Origin of the sequence: Pseudonocardia sp. TRM90224 (genome assembly GCF_021245725.1) — a bacterium.
In the GTDB taxonomy this organism is placed as follows: Bacteria; Actinomycetota; Actinomycetes; order Mycobacteriales; family Pseudonocardiaceae; genus Pseudonocardia.
Genome location: NZ_JAJGSX010000005.1, coordinates 240,700 through 258,848, shown reverse-complemented (window position 1 = coordinate 258,848; position 18,149 = coordinate 240,700). Strand labels below are relative to the sequence as shown.

At 73.4% G+C, this 18,149-nt stretch carries 17 protein-coding genes and 1 pseudogene; 9 read left to right on the top strand and 9 right to left on the bottom strand.

Going from position 1 to position 18,149, the window contains the following annotated elements; genetic code table 11:
• Window positions 1–7 precede the first annotated feature (7 nt).
• Complete coding sequence (cobT, locus tag LL648_RS45145) at window positions 8–1,726, top strand: nicotinate-nucleotide--dimethylbenzimidazole phosphoribosyltransferase (RefSeq protein WP_232662273.1); 1,719 nt, start codon at window positions 8–10, stop codon at window positions 1,724–1,726.
• Between the two features lie 134 nt (window positions 1,727–1,860).
• Here the strand turns inward: cobT and LL648_RS10500 are convergent, their stop codons facing one another.
• The 6 genes and pseudogenes from LL648_RS10500 to LL648_RS10475 all read right to left on the bottom strand — a co-directional run bounded on the left by LL648_RS10500 (window position 1,861) and on the right by LL648_RS10475 (window position 6,132).
• Entirely contained in the window at window positions 1,861–2,601 is a 741-nt protein-coding gene (locus LL648_RS10500) for a DUF998 domain-containing protein (protein WP_232662272.1), read from the bottom strand.
• Window positions 2,602–2,695: 94 nt separating this feature from the next.
• A complete protein-coding gene (locus tag LL648_RS10495) occupies window positions 2,696–4,030 on the bottom strand; it encodes a DNA polymerase IV (RefSeq protein WP_308190288.1) in 1,335 nt (444 codons plus the stop codon).
• 174 nt (window positions 4,031–4,204) lie between these two features.
• Window positions 4,205–4,513 (bottom strand): annotated as a pseudogene (locus LL648_RS10490) (VOC family protein); the annotation flags it as partial.
• Window positions 4,510–5,130 carry a TetR/AcrR family transcriptional regulator gene (locus LL648_RS10485; protein WP_232662270.1) on the bottom strand — a complete coding sequence of 207 codons (621 nt, stop codon included), beginning with the start codon at window positions 5,128–5,130 and terminating at the stop codon, window positions 4,510–4,512. The pseudogene LL648_RS10490 and the gene LL648_RS10485, both read right to left, overlap by 4 nt.
• Window positions 5,131–5,163: 33 nt before the next feature.
• Window positions 5,164–5,847, bottom strand: a complete 684-nt coding sequence (locus tag LL648_RS45140; protein ID WP_232662269.1) for a 4'-phosphopantetheinyl transferase family protein — start codon at window positions 5,845–5,847, stop codon at window positions 5,164–5,166.
• Window positions 5,848–5,928: 81 nt separating this feature from the next.
• Window positions 5,929–6,132: a hypothetical protein gene (locus LL648_RS10475; RefSeq protein WP_232662268.1), complete on the bottom strand. Its 204-nt coding sequence runs from the start codon at window positions 6,130–6,132 to the stop codon at window positions 5,929–5,931.
• A 352-nt stretch (window positions 6,133–6,484) separates the two neighbouring features.
• Here LL648_RS10475 and LL648_RS45135 point away from each other — a divergent pair, with 352 nt between their 5' ends.
• Window positions 6,485–7,669, top strand: a complete 1,185-nt coding sequence (locus LL648_RS45135; RefSeq protein WP_232662267.1) for a cytochrome P450 family protein — start codon at window positions 6,485–6,487, stop codon at window positions 7,667–7,669.
• A 66-nt stretch (window positions 7,670–7,735) separates the two neighbouring features.
• Complete coding sequence (gene pcaB, locus LL648_RS10465; RefSeq protein WP_232662266.1) at window positions 7,736–8,857, top strand: 3-carboxy-cis,cis-muconate cycloisomerase; 1,122 nt, start codon at window positions 7,736–7,738, stop codon at window positions 8,855–8,857.
• A gap of 133 nt (window positions 8,858–8,990) precedes the next feature.
• Here pcaB and LL648_RS10460 read toward each other — a convergent pair whose 3' ends face one another.
• A complete protein-coding gene (locus tag LL648_RS10460; RefSeq protein WP_232662265.1) occupies window positions 8,991–10,418 on the bottom strand; it encodes an MFS transporter in 1,428 nt (475 codons plus the stop codon).
• A gap of 102 nt (window positions 10,419–10,520) precedes the next feature.
• Between LL648_RS10460 and LL648_RS10455 the strand changes: the two genes are divergently transcribed.
• Both LL648_RS10455 and LL648_RS10450 read left to right on the top strand, forming a co-directional pair.
• Window positions 10,521–11,387: a helix-turn-helix transcriptional regulator gene (locus tag LL648_RS10455; protein WP_232662264.1), complete on the top strand. Its 867-nt coding sequence runs from the start codon at window positions 10,521–10,523 to the stop codon at window positions 11,385–11,387.
• Window positions 11,388–11,489: 102 nt separating this feature from the next.
• Entirely contained in the window at window positions 11,490–12,542 is a 1,053-nt protein-coding gene (locus LL648_RS10450) for a winged helix DNA-binding domain-containing protein (RefSeq protein ID WP_232662263.1), read from the top strand.
• Window positions 12,543–12,552: 10 nt separating this feature from the next.
• Here the strand turns inward: LL648_RS10450 and LL648_RS10445 are convergent, their stop codons facing one another.
• Entirely contained in the window at window positions 12,553–12,708 is a 156-nt protein-coding gene (locus LL648_RS10445; RefSeq protein WP_232662262.1) for a hypothetical protein, read from the bottom strand.
• A gap of 85 nt (window positions 12,709–12,793) precedes the next feature.
• Between LL648_RS10445 and LL648_RS10440 the strand changes: the two genes are divergently transcribed.
• Window positions 12,794–13,777, top strand: coding sequence for a GlxA family transcriptional regulator (locus LL648_RS10440; RefSeq protein WP_232662261.1), 984 nt, complete (start codon window positions 12,794–12,796; stop codon window positions 13,775–13,777).
• Here the strand turns inward: LL648_RS10440 and LL648_RS10435 are convergent.
• Window positions 13,755–14,861 carry a DICT sensory domain-containing protein gene (locus LL648_RS10435; protein WP_232662260.1) on the bottom strand — a complete coding sequence of 369 codons (1,107 nt, stop codon included), beginning with the start codon at window positions 14,859–14,861 and terminating at the stop codon, window positions 13,755–13,757. The genes LL648_RS10440 and LL648_RS10435 overlap by 23 nt on opposite strands.
• A gap of 129 nt (window positions 14,862–14,990) precedes the next feature.
• On the opposite strand from LL648_RS10435, the gene LL648_RS10430 reads away from it, so the two are divergent.
• The 3 genes from LL648_RS10430 (at window position 14,991) to LL648_RS10420 (ending at window position 18,027) form a co-directional block, all read left to right on the top strand.
• Window positions 14,991–15,794 (top strand): crotonase/enoyl-CoA hydratase family protein, encoded by an 804-nt coding sequence (locus LL648_RS10430; RefSeq protein ID WP_232662259.1) that lies wholly within the window; start codon window positions 14,991–14,993, stop codon window positions 15,792–15,794.
• A complete protein-coding gene (locus LL648_RS10425) occupies window positions 15,791–16,567 on the top strand; it encodes an enoyl-CoA hydratase-related protein (RefSeq protein ID WP_232662258.1) in 777 nt (258 codons plus the stop codon). Before LL648_RS10430 ends, LL648_RS10425 begins: the two co-directional genes overlap by 4 nt.
• 107 nt (window positions 16,568–16,674) lie before the next feature.
• Window positions 16,675–18,027, top strand: a complete 1,353-nt coding sequence (locus LL648_RS10420; RefSeq protein ID WP_232662257.1) for an FAD-dependent oxidoreductase — start codon at window positions 16,675–16,677, stop codon at window positions 18,025–18,027.
• The last annotated feature ends 122 nt before the right edge of the window (window positions 18,028–18,149 follow it).

Sequence of the window (18,149 nt, the reverse complement as noted above, 5' to 3'; positions counted from 1 at the left end):
TGGCACTGTGGACGACGGCGCTGTGAGGTTCTACGACGTCGTCGCCGCCCGGCGGGACGTCCGCACCGGCTTCCGGCCCGACCCGATCGACCCCGCCGCGCTGCACAGGGTGCTCGCCGCGGCGCACGCCGCGCCGTCGGTCGGTTTCTCGCAGCCGTGGGACTTCCTGCTGGTCAGCGACCTGGCGACCCGGCAACGGGTGCACGATCACGTCGCGGCGGCCCGCGCCGCCTACGCGGCCTCGCTCCCGGCCGCGCGGGCGGCGGCGTTCCGCGACCTCAAGGTCGAGGCGATCCTCCACACCCCGCTCAACATCGCCGTCACCTGCGACCCGACCCGCGGCGGCCGCCACACGCTCGGCCGCCACACCCAGCCGCGGACGGCGGCGTACTCGGTGGTCGGCGCGGTGCAGAACCTGTGGCTCGCTGCGCGCGCCGAGGGTCTCGGCGTCGGCTGGGTGAGCTTCGGCGACGAGCGTGCGCTCGCCGCCGAGCTGGGGTTGCCCGCGCACGTCGAGCTGGTCGCCTATCTGTGCATCGGGCACGTCACGGCGTTCCCCGACGAGCCGGAGCTCGCGACCGCGGGCTGGGCGCGCCGGCGGCCGCTGGCCTGGGCCGTGCACCACGACACCTACGGGCTGCGCGGCCTGCCGGGGGAGGAACCGATGGACCTGCTTGCCGAGACCGTCGCCGCGGTCGAGCCGGTGGACGCTGCCGCTCAGGCCGCGGCCGCTGAACGCCTCGACCGGATGACCAAGCCACGGGGCTCACTCGGGCAGGTCGAGGACGTCGCGGTGACGCTTGCCGGGATCGCCGGCAGCTGCCCGCCGCCCCTGCCCGCCCCGGCCGCGGTGGCGGTGTTCGCCGGCGACCACGGCGTGCACGCGCAGGGGGTCACGCCCTGGCCGCAGGAGGTGACGGCCCAGATGGTCGCCAACTTCCTCGCCGGCGGGGCAGTGGTGAACGCGTTCGCGAGGTCCGTCGGGGCCGAGGTGTGCGTCGTCGACGTCGGGGTCGCGGCGCCCGTCGAACCGGTGCCCGGGCTGGTGCCCCGCCGGGTGGCGGCCGGCACCGCCGACATGACCCAGGGCCCCGCACTGACGCGTGACCAGGCACGGGCGGCGGTGGAGGCCGGCATCGAGACCGCCCGCGACCTCGTCGCCGCCGGCAACCGCTGCCTCGTCACCGGCGACATGGGCATCGCCAACACGACCGCCGCCGCGGCCCTGATCTGCGCCTTCACCGGCGCGGACGCCGCCGCGGCCACCGGGCGCGGCACCGGCATCGACGACACGACGCTCGCGCACAAGACCAGCGTCGTCGCCGCGGCGCTCGCACTGCACGCTCCGGACCCCACTGACCCGCTCGGTGTGCTGGCCGCGTTCGGTGGGCTGGAACACGCCGGGCTCGCCGGGTTCGTGCTCGGCGCGGCCGCGCTGCGCGTGCCGGTCGTGCTCGACGGCGTCAACGCCGGCGCCGCGGCACTGGTCGCCGGAGCACTGGCCCCCGACGCCATCGGCTACTGCCTCGCCGGCCATCGATCGGCCGAGCCGGGGCACCGGCTCGCGCTCGACCACCTCGGCCTGGAACCGCTCCTCGACCTAAGGATGCGCCTCGGCGAAGGCACGGGCGCGCTGCTCGCCCTCCCGGTGGTGCAGGGGGCGGCGCAGGCCCTGCGGGACGTCGCGACGTTCGACGCCGCGGGGGTGGCGGAGAAGAACGGATAGGCGACACCACGAGAGTCGAGCCGCCTCCGGCGGGAGGGCAGGAAAGCCACTTTCAGGCCCTGTGGGGGCAGGAAAGTGGCTTTCCTGCCCTCGCGTGCGGGACGACGCGTACCCCCGAGTCGGACCCGGTGGGTTCAGCGCTCCAGCGGGCGCGCCGCCGGGTCGGCCGTCCAGGCCTCCGCCTTGTCGCGCAGCGTCGTCACCGACACCCGCACCAGGTGCACCGCCAGCGCTGCGATCACGGCGATGTCGAACGCGAACACCATCCGCTGCAGCGCGCCGTCGACGTCGGTGATCCCGAACGGCACGACCATGCCGGGGATGAACTCGATCGCCCTGCTCAGCAGGTACGCGAGGGCGAGCACGGCGGCGCCGGCGGAGAGCATCCGCAGCTGCCCGACGACCGGTGCCCACGACGGGTTCTCCGCCAGCCGCGGCGCGGCCGCGAACCCGGCGAACGACAGCAGCGCGAGGATCCCGGCGCCCGCGAACTGGTGCACCCAGCCGCCGAACGTCTCGATGTTGGGGGAGTTGTCGGTCGGGAAGATCGCCGCGAGCAGCAGGCACATCGACCAGACCGTGTACAGCATGGTCGGCCGCCCCGCCATCCGCACGCCCGCCCACGTCATCCCGACGAGCACGGCGAGCATCGCGACCGCGAGCGCGACCGCCGCGGTGGTGTACGGCGGGCCGCCGCCGTCGGTGAAGACGTAGTAGCTGGCAGGGGTGGCGATGGGGTTGACCTCGGCGCTGTACTCGAAGCCGAGGTACACGAGCGTGATCGCGCATCGGGCGGCCGACACCAGCGCGAGGAGCGCGAGCAACAGCGTCCCGATACCCCACCAGCGCTTCGCCGGGCGGTGCTTCGTCGCCATCGCTTCCCCCCTCGTAGTTCCATATCGATCATACGGTCGGGAGGGGTGGAAAGGCATCGAGTTCACGTCTGGGTGACAGGTGCACCCGAAGGGTTCAGGCAAGGCTGTCGAGCGGGTCGGCGCGGGTCAGCGCGGTGTCGTCGGCGGCGAACGTGTGGGCCCGGCCCGGCCCGCTCGTGCGGGTCTCGAACCGAACGGTGACCCGTCCGTGCCCGGCGCCCTGCACCCAGCCGTGCCCGTGGTCGGGGTGCCGGACGTCGTCGCCCGCCTGCCACGGCCGGCTGGTCTCGACCGGTGCCGAAGCCGGTACTGCCGCGGCCGGTTCGACGTCCTGCGCCACCCGGATCTCCTCCTCGACCGCAGGCTCGAACAGCGCGGGCGGCGGGTTCTCGCCGAGCCCGGCCAGCGAGACCCCGATGAGCCGCACCCCGCCCTCCGGCACGGCCGACTCCGCGAGCCTCCGCGCGACGGACGTGAGCGCGCCGAGGTCGGTGCTGGCCACGCTCGACGTCTCGGAGCGGCTGTGGGTGGTGAAGTCGGCGCTGCGGACCTTCACGGTCACCGTGCGCGCGGCCCGACCGCCGGCGACGAGCCGCCGGTGCGCCGCCGCCGTCATCCGCGCGACGGCCTCGTGCACGGCCGACATGGCGGTGAGGTCGGTGTCGAACGTGGTCTCGGCGCTGACCTGCTTCGCAGCGCCCGGCGGCGCCACCGGGCGGTCGTCGATGCCGCGGGCGAGCTGCTGGAGCCCGGAGCCGACGGCGCTGCCGAGCAGGCCGGTCAGCTCCCGCAGGTCCATCGCGGCGAGCTCGCCGACCGTGGTGATCCCGACCTTGCGCAGCCCGGCCTCCGCGACCGGCCCGACACCCCACAGCGCGCGGACGGGCAGCGGCGCGAGCACCGCCTGCTCCTCCGCGGCCGGGACGACCCGCAGGCCGTCGGGCTTCGCCAGCTCGGAGGCGATCTTGGCGAGCTGCTTGCCGGAGCCCGCGCCGACGGAGGCCGGCAGGCCCGTCGCCGCCCGCACCGCGGCCCGCAGCTCGACGCCGAAGGCGGTGACGGCCTCGGCCTCGGCGCCGACCAGCGCCGGCGGCTCGAGGAACGCCTCGTCGAGCGAGATGGGTTCGACGACGGGCGCGGCGTCGGACAGCACCTCCATGACCCGCGCGGAGAGGAACTGGTAGAGCGCGAACCGTGGCGGCAGCACGACGGCGTGCGGGCACAGCCGCCGCGCGTGGCCCATCGGCATGGCCGACCGCGCGCCGAACACGCGGGCCTGGTAGCTGGCGCCGGCCACGACCGACCGCGGCCCCAGGCCGCCGACCAGCACCGGGCGCTCCCGCACGGTCGGACGGGTGAGCTGCTCGACCGACGCGTAGAACGCGTCCATGTCGAGGTGCAGCACCCACCGCGCCGCCGTGCCGGTCACGGCGCCATCATCCCCCGCAGCCCCGACAACACCGTCGACAACGACGTTATGGCTGTTGTGAGCGCTAACAAACGACCAGAACGTCGTTGTCGACGGTCACCTGGCCGGCGTGACGACCTCCAGCAGGTGTCCGTCGGGGTCGGAGAAGTAGAGCCGTCCGGCCTCGCCGAGGCAGTCGGTCGTCTCGCCGTTCTCGGGCTCGGCCGGGTTGTTGCCGAACGCGATGCCGCGCTCGCGCAGGCCCGCCACGACACCGGCGAACCGGTCGGGGTCGACCCGCAGTGCGAGGTGCCCGCGCGGGATGTCGTCGGTGGCGCCGACGGTCATGTAGAGCAGCATCGCGCCGTCGCCGACCGGGACGGAGCTCATGTCGCCGTCCGGCCCCTCGGGGCGCGGCTGGACGCCGCCGAGCAGGTCGGCGAGGAAGCGGGCCGAGCGCTCGGCGTCGCGCGCCGGCAGTGCGACGTGGTCGAACTCGATCATGCGGAGACCCCCTGGAGTGCGCCGTTGAGGAACAGGTCGACGAGCTGCTCGGTCGTGATCACCGATCCGGAGAACGGGCGGGTCCTCGCGAAGAGTTGGCTCACGAACATGCCGGCCAGCTGCTCGGCCGGGTAGCGCAGCGCGGCCTTCTCCGGGGCGAGCAAGGCCGAGATCGCGTCGATGGTGTCCTGGTAGGACTGCGTTCGGGCCGACGCGGGAGGGTGTTCGCCCTGCTCGTCCCGTGCGCGACGGTCGCGCGGGCGGGTGCCGTGCAGCGCGCCGACGACCGCGCCGATGCGGGCGAGGTGGGCGTCGAGCGCGGTGGCAGCCTCGGTGAGCCGCTCGGCGAGCGGCTGGTCGAGGTCGATCGAGGCGATCTCGTCGAGCGCGGTGTCGGGGCGCAGCGCCTCGACGATGCAGGCGTCGAGCAGCTCGTCCTTGTCGCGGAAAACACGGAAGATCGTGGCCTCGCCGATGCCGGCCGCACGAGCGACCTGGCTGGTTGTGATCGCGGCGCCCTGCTCCGCGACGAGTGGGAGCGCGGCGGCAACGATCATCTCGCGCCGCCGCTCGGGTGTCATGCCCGGCGCGCGGCGCCGGGGAACGGGTTCTGTCATGAAACCGACGCTACGGAGTGAGTACTCACTCCGTCAACGGAGTAGCGGGTTCCCGTCCCGTTCCTCGACGGCGGGCTCGGCGCCGAAGCCGGCGACAGCGGCCGGATAGCCCGCGGCCGGCCGCAGGTCGCGCAGCCACATCGGCGCGCTGGGCGCACCCTCGCCGACCCACTCGCGCACGCCTCGCGCGTCGAGTGTGATCGTGGACATGGGCGTCGAGAGCCCGTCGCCGGTGGCCTTGAGCAGCGCCTCCTTGCGTGTCCACGCGGTGAAGAAGGCCCCGGGATCCGGGATGCCTGCGGCCAGCTCGGCGGGGGAGCAGACGTGCTCCGCCATGCCGGCGAGGTCGGGGAGCTCGCGGATCTGCTCGACGTCGATGCCGACGGCGGCGGAGTGCACGGCGACGCCGACGAGGTCGCCGGCGTGCGTCATCGAGAACGCGGGCGTCGGGCGGTCGGCCAGCACGGGCTTGCCGTGCTGCTTGCCGCAGCGGCACGTGCGGTCGAACGTGATCGCCGCCGCGTCGAGCCCGAGCATGCCGGCCAGCACGATCCGGGTGAGGGAGTGGGCGGCGAGGTAGCGGGCGGAGTCGATCGGTTGCCGGAACCGGGAAAGCCTGTCGCGTTCGTGGGCGTCGAGCAGGTCGACGAGCCCCGGCGCGCGCTCGGGTGCGACGGGTGCGGCCCACCAGACCCTGCACGGCTGATCGGTGATCACGCCCCCATCGTCACATGTGGGAACGGCCGTCGGCGCCGCCGACCCCGTGGACGCGGGGTCGGCGACGCCGGTGCAACCGGCTCAACCCGTACGGCGTACCGGGTTGATCCGGCGGCCCTGGGCGGGCCTCGCGTGCCCCGCGGATCCGTGGTAGCGATCGGCCGCGGCGGCCTGGTTCTTGGCCTTGCCCCGACGGGCCGCCCGGTTGGCCGGGGCGGTCTCGGGTTCAGGCTGCTCGACCGTGATCTCGCTGATCAGGTCGGTGAGTGACGGGCGTGCAGGCATGGATGCCTCCTGTGGGATGCGGCCGACGGAGCCAGGAACGGCGTTGAAGCCGGCCGGACGGACCGAGGGAAGGGCTCCTGCAACGAGGAGCCGGGCGGTCGGACGCACGAGTGCTCGGACCGCCGCCGCGCTGAGCGCGGGGAGCATCACCTGAGGCGCATGAGAGGACGGTAAACGGGCCGCACCGCCGGCGCCAGCGATTAACGACGCCGACTTCCCCACTGTTTTGGGTGGATGCGCGCCCGCACAGCGCGCATCCACCCAAAACGATGGGGAAGTTCGGACGGTGACGGTGGCTCGCCGACTTCTGTAAGCTCGTGCTTACATCGTTCCGCCTGACGCTAGGAGCCCGGTGACCGCCACGTCGATCGACATCTTCGAGGGAGCCTTCTGGGCTGATCCTTACCCCGCGTACGCGGCCTTGCGTGCCGACGAGCCGGTGCGGGAGGTGCAGCGGCCGGACGGCCCACTCTGGCTCCTCTCGCGCTACACCGACGTCCGCGCTGCGCTCGCCGACCCGCGGCTGAGCAAGGACTGGCGCTACACGCTCCCCGAGGAGCAGCGCGCCGAGGCCTTCCACCAGCAGCAGATCCCGATGATGCTGCTGATGGACCCGCCCGGGCACACCCGCCTGCGCAAGCTGGTCTCGCGGACGTTCACGCTGCGGCGGATGGAGGAGATGCGCCCGCGGGTCCGCCAGATCGCGGAGGAGCTGATCGAGGCGCTGCCCGCGGAGGGCAAGGTCGACATCATGGCGGAGTACGCCTTCCTGCTGCCCGTGTTCGTGATCTGCGAGCTGCTCGGCGTGCCGGCCGACGACCGGGACGAGTTCGCTGCGTGGTCGAACGACATGGTCGACGCGTCGTCGCACGAGGGCTCGGCGCAGGCGATGCAGAACCTCCACGGATACCTCGCGGCGCTCATCGAGCGCAAGCGCGCCGAGCCGGACGACGCCCTGATCAGCTCGCTCATCGAGGTGGCCGACGACGGCGACCGGCTGTCGGAGGCCGAGCTCGTCGCGATGGCGATGATGCTGCTGATCGCGGGGCACGAGACCACCGTCAACCTCATCGGCAACGGCCTGCTCGCGCTCATGACCCACCCCGAACAGATGGCGCTCCTGCACGAGCGTCCGGAGCTGCTGCCCGCGGCGATCGAGGAGTTCCTGCGCTGGGACTCCCCGGTGCACACCACACCCGCCCGGTTCGCCATCGAGGACGTCGAGTACTCCGGTGTGACGATCCCCGCGCGGTCGGTCGTCGTGCTCTCGCTGGCGTCGGCCAACCACGACGGCGACCGGTTCGACGCGGCCGCCGAGCTGCGCGTCGACCGCGAGGGCAGCGGCCACGTGGCGTTCGGACACGGCCTGCACCACTGCCTCGGCGCCCAGCTGGCCCGCATCGAGGGGCAGGAGGCGATCGGCCTGCTAATCAAGCGGTTCCCCGGGCTCGCACTCGACGGAGACGTCGCCGAGCTCGTCTACCGGCAGAGCCCGCTGGTCCGCGGCCTGCGCACGCTCCCGGTGACGTTGGCGTAACCCGCTCGGGACCCCAGCCGACCGCCGAATCCGGGCCCACCACCCGGCGCCCGTACGGTGCGCGGCATGGGTTCAGCGCTCTTCGACCCCCTGTTCGGCGCCGATCGTGTTGCGGCGCGCCTCGACGACGCTTCGTGGACGGCCGCGCTGGTCGCCGTCGAGGTTGCGTTGTCGCGCGCGGCGGCCGAGCACGGGATCGTCCCGGCCGCGCACGCCGAGCGGATCGAAGCTGCCGCCGCCGAGCTCGCGGTCGACCCGGCGACGCTCGGGATGGCGGCGGTGGAGGGCGGCAACCCGGTGATCCCGCTGGTCAGGCAGCTGCGCGCGGCCGTCGGCGACGCCGGCGGGTCCGTGCACCCGGGTGCGACCAGCCAGGACGTCATGGACACCGCCGCCGTGCTGCTCGTCGGCTGGGCCGGCGACGTCGTGCTCGACGACCTGCGCGGCGCCGCCGACGCCGCGGCCCGGCTCGCGGCGCAGCACCGCGAGACCCCGATGATCGCCCGGACGCTCGGGCAGCACGCGCTGCCGACGACTTTCGGGCTGGTCGCCGCAGGCTGGACGGCCGGGCTCGACCGCTCCCGCGCGGCGCTGCAGCGCGCTGTGGCTGCGCTGCCCGTCCAGTTCGGTGGGGCGGCCGGGACGCTCGCCGCACTGCACCCCCACGGGCCGGCCGTGGCGGAGTCGCTCGCCCGGCAGCTGCGCCTCGCCGACGCGCCGCCGTGGCACACCGAGCGCACCCGGATCGGGGAGCTTGCCGGCGCGCTCGCCGTCGCCGCCGGAGCCTGCGCGAAGCCCGCGACCGACGTCGTGCTGCTCGCCGGCACCGAGCTGGGGGAGGTGTCCGAGGCCGCGCCCGGCGATTCGTCGTCCATGCCGCACAAGCGCAACCCAATCGCCGCGATCACCGCCCGCGCCTCGGCCCGCCGCGCGCCGGGTCTCGCCGCCATCCTGCTCGCCGCCGCCGACCACGAGCACCAGCGCGCGGCCGGCGCGTGGCACGCGGAGTGGGAGACGCTCACGGACCTGTTGCGCGCCACCGGCGGCGCGGCCGCGCGGCTGCGGGTGAGCCTCGAAGGCCTGACGGTCCACCCCGACCGGATGGTCGCGAACCTAGCGCTGACCAGCACGGAAACCGACACGGGCCACGCGGCGGACCTGGTGGACCGCATCCTCGCCGCCCGCTGACGTCCCCGGGCACCGGAGCCCGGGGAGGGCAGGAAAGCCACTTTCCTGCCCTGTGAGGGCCGGAAAGTGGCTTTCCTGCCCACGCGTGCGGAACGCACGCATTGCTGCCATCTCCCGGGGCGCTCGCGGCTCCTCACCGCCCCGCGCGCGGGTCGGGCAGCCGGCGCGCGGCGACGGCGATCCCGACCACCATGATCACCTGCAGTCCGACGATCAGCACCAGCGTCGCCTCCGGCCCCAGCACCCCCGGCTCGCGCAGCGCGACGAACAGCGAGCCGAGCAGTCCGACGCCGAGCGCGAGCGCTGTCTGCTGCGTGGTCGCCAGCGCCCCGCTCCCGGCCCCCGCGCTCTCGGCCGGCACGCCGGAGAGGATCACCCGGAACAGCGTCGGCGCGACGAGCCCCTGCCCGATCCCGCAGATCACCGAGCCGGGCACGAGCGCGAGCACCGTGAGGTCGGGCCACGCGACGAGCGTCGTCGCGATCAGTACGAGCAGCCCCACCGCCTGCACCACCGCGCCGACGACGACCACCCGCCGCCCGAAGCGGGTGACGAGACCGGTGCCGAGCAGCGACGTGACCAGGAAGGCGAGGGCGAGCGGCGCGAGCGCCAGGCCCGAGCCGAGCGGCCCGAAGCCGAGGCTCTCCTGGACGGTCAGCGTGACGGCGAAGAGGAACGCGCCGAACCCCGCGAAGAACGCCGCGGCGATGGCCAGCCCTCTGCGCATGCTCGGGACCTGCAGCAACGACATCGGCAGCAGCGGCACCGCGCCACCGCGCTCCAGCTGCCGCTCGGCCCGCACGAACGCCACCGCGGCGAACGGGCACACCGCCAGCAGCACCCAGCACCACCACGGCCAGCCCAGCTCGCGGCCCTCCAGCAGCGGCACGAGCAGCGTCAGCAGGGTGAGCCCGAGCAGGAGCGTCCCCCGCACGTCGATGCCCAGCGGCTCGCGCGACCGCGACTCGGGCAGCGTCCAGCGCGCCGTGACGAGCCCGAGCAACCCGATCGGCACGTTCACCAGGAAGATCAGCCGCCACCCGACGCCGCCGAGGTCGGCCGTGACGAGCACGCCGCCGAGCACCTGCCCGATCACCATCGCGACGCCGGCGGTGGCGCCGTAGAACCCGAGCATGCGCGAGCGCCGCTCCCCGGACGCGCTGGTCTGGATGATCGAGAGCACCTGCGGGACCATCAGCCCGGCGGCGACGCCCTGCGCCACCCGGGCCACGACCAGCGTCGCGGCGTCCGGCGCCAGCCCGCAGATCAGCGACGTGATCGTGAACGCGCCCAGCCCGATGACGAACAGCCTGCGCCGCCCGAATGCGTCGCCGAGCCGCCCGCCGACGACCAGCAGCAGCGCGAACGCGATGCCGTAGCCGGCGACGATCCACTCCAGCGTGGCCGCGGGCGCCCGGAGGTCGGCGCCGATCGTGGGCAGCGCGACGTTGACGATGAAGAAGTCGAGCGGCGCCAGCGCGGCGCCAAGGAGGACGGTGGTCAGGCCGGCCGGCGTGAGCCCCCGGTTCGCGGCCGGTTCCAGGGGGGTGGAAAGTGCCATGGCGCCCACGCTCGGCCGGCGCCGAGCCTGGTACCAGAAGCCTGCTCATCCTGGTACCCGCACCACCTGGCTCGGGCGTGGCGACTCTGCGACGCTGGTCGGGTGGCGACGATTGCAGCGGCGTGCGGTGTGCGCCAGCAGGAGCTGGCCGCGTTCCTGCGCAGCCGGCGTGAGCGGATCACCCCGGAACAGGTCGGCCTCCCGACGATGGGCCGCCGCCGGACGCCGGGCCTGCGCAGGGAGGAGGTCGCGCAGCTCGCGGGCGTCGGTGTCACCTGGTACACGTGGCTCGAGCAGGGCCGCGACATCAACGTGTCCGAGCAGGTGCTCGACGCCGTCGCGCGCACGTTGCGGCTCGACCCGCACGAACGCGCGCACCTGTTCCGGCTGGCCGGCGCGCCCCCGCCGCCGCTGGAGGCGGAGAGCAAGGCGGTGCCCGACGAGGTCCGCGTGATGCTGACGCAGCTGGAGCCCTACCCCGCGGCCGTCTACAACGCCCGCACCGACATCCTTGCGTTCAACCGCGCCCACGACTGGCTCTTCGACGTCAGCTCGGTGCCCTTCGCCGACCGCAATTCGGTGCTGCAGTGCTTCACCAACCCGCAGTGGCAGGCCCGGCTGCCCGAATGGCCCGACAGCGCACCACGCGCCGTCGCGCAGCTGCGCGCGGCGCTCGCCGACCACTACGGCGATCCGACCTGGAGGTCGTTCATCACGCGCCTGCGCAACAGCTCGCCCGCGTTCGAGGCGCTTTGGGGCCAGCACGACGTCCAGCCCATGCACGGCCACCCCAAACGGGTGCAGCACCCGGAGGTGGGCCTGCTCACCTTCACGGCGACGCACCTGTGGCTGGGCCGCGCATCGGAGACGCGGCTGACCACGTTCATCCCCGCCGACGACACCACCGCGGCGCACCTGCGCGCCCGCGCCACCGTCGACAACGACGTAATGGCTGTTTGTGAGCGCTAACAACAGCCAGAACGTCGTTGTCGACGGTGGCGGGAGCAGTGGGGCGGGTCAGCGATCTGACCTGACTCATGTCACGTCGAGGGCGGAAGGCAGACTCGCGGCATGACCGAACGTGTGCTGAGCACCCGCGAGCTCAACCGGGCGGTGCTCGCCCGCCAGCTGCTGCTGGAACGGTCGACGTCGTCGCTGGTCAGCGCGGTGGAGCAGGTCGCGTGCCTGCAGACGCAGTACTCGCCATCGGGGTACGTCGGGCTGTGGTCGCGGCTCGCGGGTTTCGAGCGCGAAGCGCTGACCGCCGCCTTGCTCGACGGGTCGATCGTGCAGGGCTGGGCGATGCGCTGCACGATCCACATGCTCTCGGCGGCCGACTACGCACCGCTCGTCGAGGCGGTGCGGGAGCCGCGGCAGGAGTGGTTCCGCAGGGCCTGGAAGGCCGACGACATCGACATGCAGACGGTGGCCGATGCCGTGCGCGGGTACCTCGCCGACGGCCCGCTCAAGCAGGCGGAACTGCAGAAGCGGCTCGTCGCGGACGGTCATCCGAAGGCTGCGTGGCCGGGGGTCCAGCTGTGGATCGACCTGGTCAGGGTGCCGCCGGCCGGGACGTGGGGCACGCCGCGCGCCCACGTCTACGGGCTCGCCGAGCACACGATCACGCTGCCGCAGCCGCGCCCGACCCTTGCCGAAGGCTGCGAGCTGCTGGTCACGCGCTACCTGGGCGGGTTCGGCCCGGCATCGGTGAAGGACGTCGGGTCGTTCTGCGGCTGGAAGCTGACGGAGACCCGTGAGGTGCTCGAACGGATGGAGCTGCGCCGGTTCCGTGACGAGGCGGGCGGCGTGCTGTTCGACCTGCCGGAGGCGCCGCTGCCGGACCCGGAGACGCCGGCGCCCGTGCGGTTCATCGGGCAATGGGATGCGGTGCTGCTGGTGCATGCCCGGAGGGGGCAGATCCTGCCGGAGCACTACAGGCAGAACGTGTTCGCGACGTCGATGCCGCAGTCGATCCCGACGTTCTTGGTCGACGGCCAGGTCGCCGGCACGTGGAAGTTCGTCGACGGCGAGATCAGCTGCTCGCCGTTCCACGAGCTCGACGACCCGGCCGCCGATGCGGTGGCGGCGGAGGCGGGCCGGCTGGCCCGCCTGTACACGGGATGATGAGTACTGCTCACAGGTGCACGTCGGCACGCGCGCCGACGTGCGCGCGGAGCTCGGCGAGCTGACGGTCCTCCTCACTGGGCGACAGGCGCGGCAGCGACGGACGTGCCGCCGAGAGCCAGACGAGGAGGGTGACGAAGACGAGGACTGCAATCGCGGTAGCCATGGCAGTAAGTTTGCGCTCGACAAGATGCTGACACTAGCGGCAGAAACGTCTTCCTTCGTAAAGATCCTGCCAGTATGCTTCGGGGATGCTCAGATCCGTTGCCGCGCTGGTCGTGCCCGCCGTCGCGCCGTTCGAGTTCGGCACGTTGTGCGAGGTCTTCGGCACCGACCGCACCGAGGAGGGCGTGCCGCCGATCGAGTTCCGCGTCTGCGGGCCCGAGGCCGGCCGTCCGCTGCGGATGTCCGTCGGCGCGACGGTAACCCCGGAGTACGGCCTGGACGGACTGCAGGGCGTCGACCTCGTAGCCGTCTCGGCGACGAAGGCGCGGGAGTTCGACGAGGCGAGCCTCGAAGCGCTGCGGGCGGCGGCGCGGGGCGGCGCCACGATCCTCGCGATCTGTTCCGGCGCGTTCGTGCTGGGTGAGGCCGGGCTGCTCGACGGCAGGCGGTGCACGGCGCACTGGATGCACACCGACGAGCTGCGCAGGCGCTACCCGCTCGCCGACGTCGATCCCGACGTGCTCTACGTCGACGACGGCGACATCGTCACCAGCGCCGGCACCGCGGCGGGCATCGATGCCTGCCTGCACATCGTGCGCCGCGAGTTGGGCAACTCGGCCGTCAACGTCATCGCGCGGCGCATGGTCGTCCCACCGCAGCGCGACGGCGGCCAGCGCCAGTACGTCGAGCAGCCGATCCCGAGCTGCTCGGCCGACCGGCTCGCGCCGGTGCTGGAGTGGGTGATCGAGCGCCTCGACGTCGACCACTCGGTGGCGGAGCTCGCGCAGCAGGCCCGGATGTCGGAGCGCAGCTTCGCGCGGCGGTTCGTCTCGGAGACCGGCACCACGCCGCACCGCTGGATCACGCAGCAGCGGGTGCTGCTCGCCCAGCGGATGCTGGAGGACACCGACATGGGCATCGACGCGATCGCGGCACGCTGCGGCTTCGGCAGCGGGGCGCTGCTGCGCCACCACTTCCGCAAGGCCGTGGGGGTGTCTCCCGCCGACTTCCGACGGACGTTCCGCGCTGTGTCGATCAACCCGGTGGTCAGCCCGATCGCGGGCCAGTGAGCTGGCGCTCCTCCGCGGTGGCCGCGCTCATCAGCTGTTCGAGCGGCAACGGTCGGTCGCGGGTGACGACGTGCGCCGTGACGGCCGGCAGCGCGACGAACGGGTAGGCCTGGTCGAGCGCGGCCAGCCGCACCCGCACCTCGTCGACCAGCCGTCGCACGCCCTCGTCCGACCACGAGGGCAGCACGAGCAGGAAGTCGTCGGAGCCGCCGACGTGCGCCTCGCCGCCGAGCCGCACGATCCGGTCGGTGTCGGAGATCAGGTCGGCGACGCATCCGGTCACACCTTGCACCGCGGCGAGCTCGGCGCGCAGGCCGAGCGTGCGCAGGTCGGTCAAGCCGGGCACCCGCACCAGCACGAGCCCGACCGGCAGCGTGCCGGCGCCCAGGCCCGCGGTCCATCGCCGCAGGTAGGTCTCGGTGTAGACGCCTGTGCGCGGGTCGCGCTCGACGCCGTCCTCCTGCGCCAGCTCGAGCGCCCTCGTGGCGTCGGCGCGCTCGCGCGCGGTGGCCCGCATCCGTTCGGCGAGGAACCGCAGCGGGACGTCCAGCCAGTCCTGGTGGCGGGGCTCGGGCTCGTCCAGCACCGCCCGGAGGACGGCGTCGATGTCGTCGGCGGTGGCGGCCGGCAGTCGCAGCTGGGTGCGCAGGCGCAGCGTCTCCCGGTACGCGTCGGAGCGGCGGAACGACCAGTGCCCCGTGAACTGCCGCCCGTGCTCCAGCGTCGGCGCGGTGGGATCGACCCGCTCCAGGTCGGTCGCGACCAGCGTCGCCCCGCCGCGCGGGCCGAGCACGGTGACGCTCCACTCCCGGGCGAGCGAGTCGGAGGCCGCGAGCAGCGCGGGGCGCACGCCCATCGGCAGCATCGGCGTGGCGTCGGCGACCATCCCGACCAGCGTGACCGCACCCCGCTCGGCGATCTCCTGGTACGCGTGGGCGGCGCGGGCGAAGTACGACTCCCTCTGGAACATCGCGATGACGGCGAGCGGGCTGCCGGGCGGCGCGGCGAGCGCGAACTGCTCGACGGCGTGCGAGAGCTCGACCAGCTCGGACTTGCGGTACAGCAGGTCATCGGGGGAGGCCACGACCTCGGAGGGTAGTTGGCACCGGGTGGTCGCACCGATCGGCGGGAGCCGGATGACGCACCGTCACCGCATTTGAGCCGATAGAGGACGCGACCCCGAAATTCCGGAAAGTTGTTCTAGCCTCCGAGGGTGACGGATCGCGTGCTCTGCACCATCGACAACGGGGTCGCCGACGTCCGGCTCAACCGGCCGGAGAAGCTCAACGCGCTCGACGCGGGCATGTTCGCCGCGCTGGCCGAGGTCGGCGCAAGCCTGCGGGACGCACCCGGCCTGCGGGCGGTGGTCCTCTCCGGCGAGGGCCGGTCCTTCTGCGCCGGGCTGGACATGTCCGCGTTCCAGGCCATGGCGAGCGGCGGGACGTGGCGCCCGACGCAGGTGGCGGAGCCCGACGGGCTCTCCCGCGGCCAGCGGGCCGTGCTCGTCTGGCACACGCTGCCGGTCCCGGTGATCGCGGCGGTGCGTGGGCACGCGCTGGGCGGCGGGCTGCAGGTCGCCCTCGGCGCCGACATCCGGTTCGTCGCCCCCGACACCGTGCTGGGCGTGCTGGAGATCCGCTGGGGGCTCGCGCCCGACATGGCGGGCACGCAGCTGCTGCCGCGGCTCGTCGGGCCGGCCGTCGCGGCGGAGCTGACCTGGAGCGGGCGGACCGTTGACGCCGAGGAGGCCGTCCGGATCGGGCTGGCCAACCGCGTCGCTGATGATCCACTCGCCGCTGCGCACGAGCTGGCTGCGAAGATCGCCACGAGCAACCCCGACGCGATCCGCGGGGCGAAGCGCATGCTCGACCTGGCCTTCACGGGCACCCTCGCCGAAGGGCTCGAAGCCGAGCGGGACGGCTTGCGGACGATCATGGGCAGCGCCAACCAGCGGGAGGCGGCGGCAGCCGCGCTGGAGAAGCGGGTGCCGCATTTCACGGATGGGAGTGGGGCATGACCGACGCGGTTCTCGCCGATCGTGACGATGCCGGTGTGCTGACGCTGACGTTCAACCGGCCCGACCGCCACAACGGCTGGTCGGAGGAGCTGCAGCTGCCGTACTACGCGCTGCTGGAATCCGCCGCGGTTGATCCCGACGTGCGCGCGGTCGTCGTCACCGGAGCGGGGAGGTCCTTCTGCCCCGGCGCCGACATGGGGCGGCTCACCGGGCTCGGCGAAGGCGGCGCGGGCCTGCCGATGCAGTCGCCCGTACCGCGGCGCTTCCCGAAGCCGCTGATCGCGGCCATCAACGGGGCGTGCGCCGGCGTCGGACTGGTGCAGGCACTGTGGTGCCACGTGCGGTTCGCCGCCGACACGGCCAAGTTCACCACCGCGTTCGCGCGTCGCGGCCTGATCGCCGAGTACGGGATGGGGTGGATGCTGCCGCGGCTCGTCGGGCTGGAGAACGCGCTCGACCTGCTCGTCTCCGCCCGGACGATCGACGCGGCGGAGGCGAAGCAGCTCGGGCTGGTGAGCCGGGTCGTCCCGCGTGACGAGGTGCTCCCCGCGGCGCAGGCCTACGCGCGCGACATCGCCGTGCACTGCTCGCCGCAGGCGATGGCCACGATCACGCGAGAGGTGCTCGACGGGCTCGATCTGCCGTTCGAGGAGGCGTACAACCGCTCGCACGAGGACATGAACCGCTTCCTCGGCGGCCCCGACCTGCGCGAAGGGGTGGCGTCGTTCCTCGAGAAGCGGCCGCCGCGGTTCCCGCCCCTGCAAGAGGGCTGACGGCGCGCAACAAGCCCGAAAATGACGTGCTGACGGGCATGTCGCAGCCGCGCGCCCGTCACCGAAAAGGGGCAGGATCGGTCTCACCACCACGCAGGAGTTGAGACATGCCTCAAGGACTGGCACGTGTTGCCGTGATCGGAGCCGGCCCGTCGGGCCTCTACGCAGCAGCCGCGCTCGTGGCATCGGGGCAGCCGGTCAGCGTCGAGGTGCTGGACCGGCTACCCGCGCCGTACGGGCTGGTGCGCTACGGGGTCGCGCCCGACCACGTGAAGATGAAGTCCGTCATCAGAGTGCTGCAGAAGCCGTTCGACCCCGCCGAGGTGGAGTTCCTCGGCAACGTCCGGGTCGGCGAGGACGGCATCCCGCTCGACGTGCTGCGCGAGCACTTCCACGCGATCGTGCACGCCACCGGCAGCTCGGTCGACCGCGCGCTCGGCATCCCCGGCGAGGAGCTCGCCGGCTCGATCGGCTCGGGCGCGTTCGTCAGCTGGTACTGCGGCCACCCCGACTTCACGCAGCTCGACCCGCCGCTCGACCACCCCGGTGTCGCCGTCGTCGGCGCGGGCAACGTCGCGCTCGACGTCGCGCGGGTGCTCGGCAAGACCTCCGACGAGATGGCAGCCACCGACGTCCCCGAGCCGGTGCTGACGGCGCTGCGCGGCAGCGCGGTGCGCGACGTGCACGTGCTGGTGCGGCGCGGCCCGCAGCACGCCAAGTTCACGCCCGCCGAGCTGCGCCAGATCGGGGACCTGAGCGGCGCCGACGTCCTCGTGCACGACGACGGGCTGCTCGCGGCCGGCGTCGGGGAGCCCGAGGACCGGCGGCACAAGCAGATCATCGAGATGCTCACCGGCTGGACCGCGAACGAGCCGACCGGCAAGCCGCGGCGGATCCACCTGCGGTTCCTCCGGACGCCCGTGCGGCTCGTCGGGCGGAACGGGCGGGTCAGCGGGGTCGTCGTGGAGCGCAACCGGCTCGAGGACGGGCGGGTGGTCGGCACCGGGGAGCAGGAGACCCTCGACGTCGGGCTGGTCGTGCGCGCGATCGGCTACGACGCCGAACCGATCCCGGGGCTGCCGTTCGACGCCCGTACCGGGACCGTCCCGAACGAGGGCGGGCGGGTCGTCCGCGAGGGGAAGCCCGTGCCGGGGTCGTACGTCACGGGCTGGATCAAGCGCGGCCCCACCGGCGTGATCGGGACCAACAAGGGTGACGCCGTCGAGACCGTCGCCGCCGTGCTCGCCGACCTGCCGACGCTGCCGGAGCCCGCCCACCCCGACCCCGAGGACCTGCGGGCGGCGCTGGCCGCGCACGGCGTGCACCCCGTCGACTGGTCGGCGTGGATGCGCCTCGACGCCGAGGAGATCCGCCGGGGCGGGCTGCGCGCCGCGGAACGGGTGAAGGTCGCGGAGCTCGCCGAGATGCTCGACGCCGCGCACGGCGTCGCCGCACCGTAAGGCGACACTCGCGCACCGAAACGTGCCACTCGCGCGCGGAAACGTGGGACTCGCGCGCGGAAACGTGCCACTCGCGCCGTGCCGGCGAGTCCCACGTCCGGGCGGGCGAGTCCCACGTTTCG

Bases quoted from the DNA above. Each gene is read 5' to 3' on its own strand.
- pcaB (WP_232662266.1), top strand. From the start codon at position 7,736: ATGGGTTCAGCGCTCTTCGACCCCCTGTTCGGCGCCGATCGTGTTGCG.
- LL648_RS10425 (WP_232662258.1), top strand. From the start codon at position 15,791: ATGACCGACGCGGTTCTCGCCGATCGTGACGATGCCGGTGTGCTGACG.
- LL648_RS10475 (WP_232662268.1), bottom strand. From the start codon at position 6,132: ATGCCTGCACGCCCGTCACTCACCGACCTGATCAGCGAGATCACGGTC.
- LL648_RS10440 (WP_232662261.1), top strand. From the start codon at position 12,794: ATGCTCAGATCCGTTGCCGCGCTGGTCGTGCCCGCCGTCGCGCCGTTC.
- LL648_RS10450 (WP_232662263.1), top strand. From the start codon at position 11,490: ATGACCGAACGTGTGCTGAGCACCCGCGAGCTCAACCGGGCGGTGCTC.
- LL648_RS10500 (WP_232662272.1), bottom strand. From the start codon at position 2,601: ATGGCGACGAAGCACCGCCCGGCGAAGCGCTGGTGGGGTATCGGGACG.
- LL648_RS10420 (WP_232662257.1), top strand. From the start codon at position 16,675: ATGCCTCAAGGACTGGCACGTGTTGCCGTGATCGGAGCCGGCCCGTCG.
- LL648_RS10445 (WP_232662262.1), bottom strand. From the start codon at position 12,708: ATGGCTACCGCGATTGCAGTCCTCGTCTTCGTCACCCTCCTCGTCTGG.
- LL648_RS10485 (WP_232662270.1), bottom strand. From the start codon at position 5,130: ATGACAGAACCCGTTCCCCGGCGCCGCGCGCCGGGCATGACACCCGAG.
- LL648_RS10460 (WP_232662265.1), bottom strand. From the start codon at position 10,418: ATGGCACTTTCCACCCCCCTGGAACCGGCCGCGAACCGGGGGCTCACG.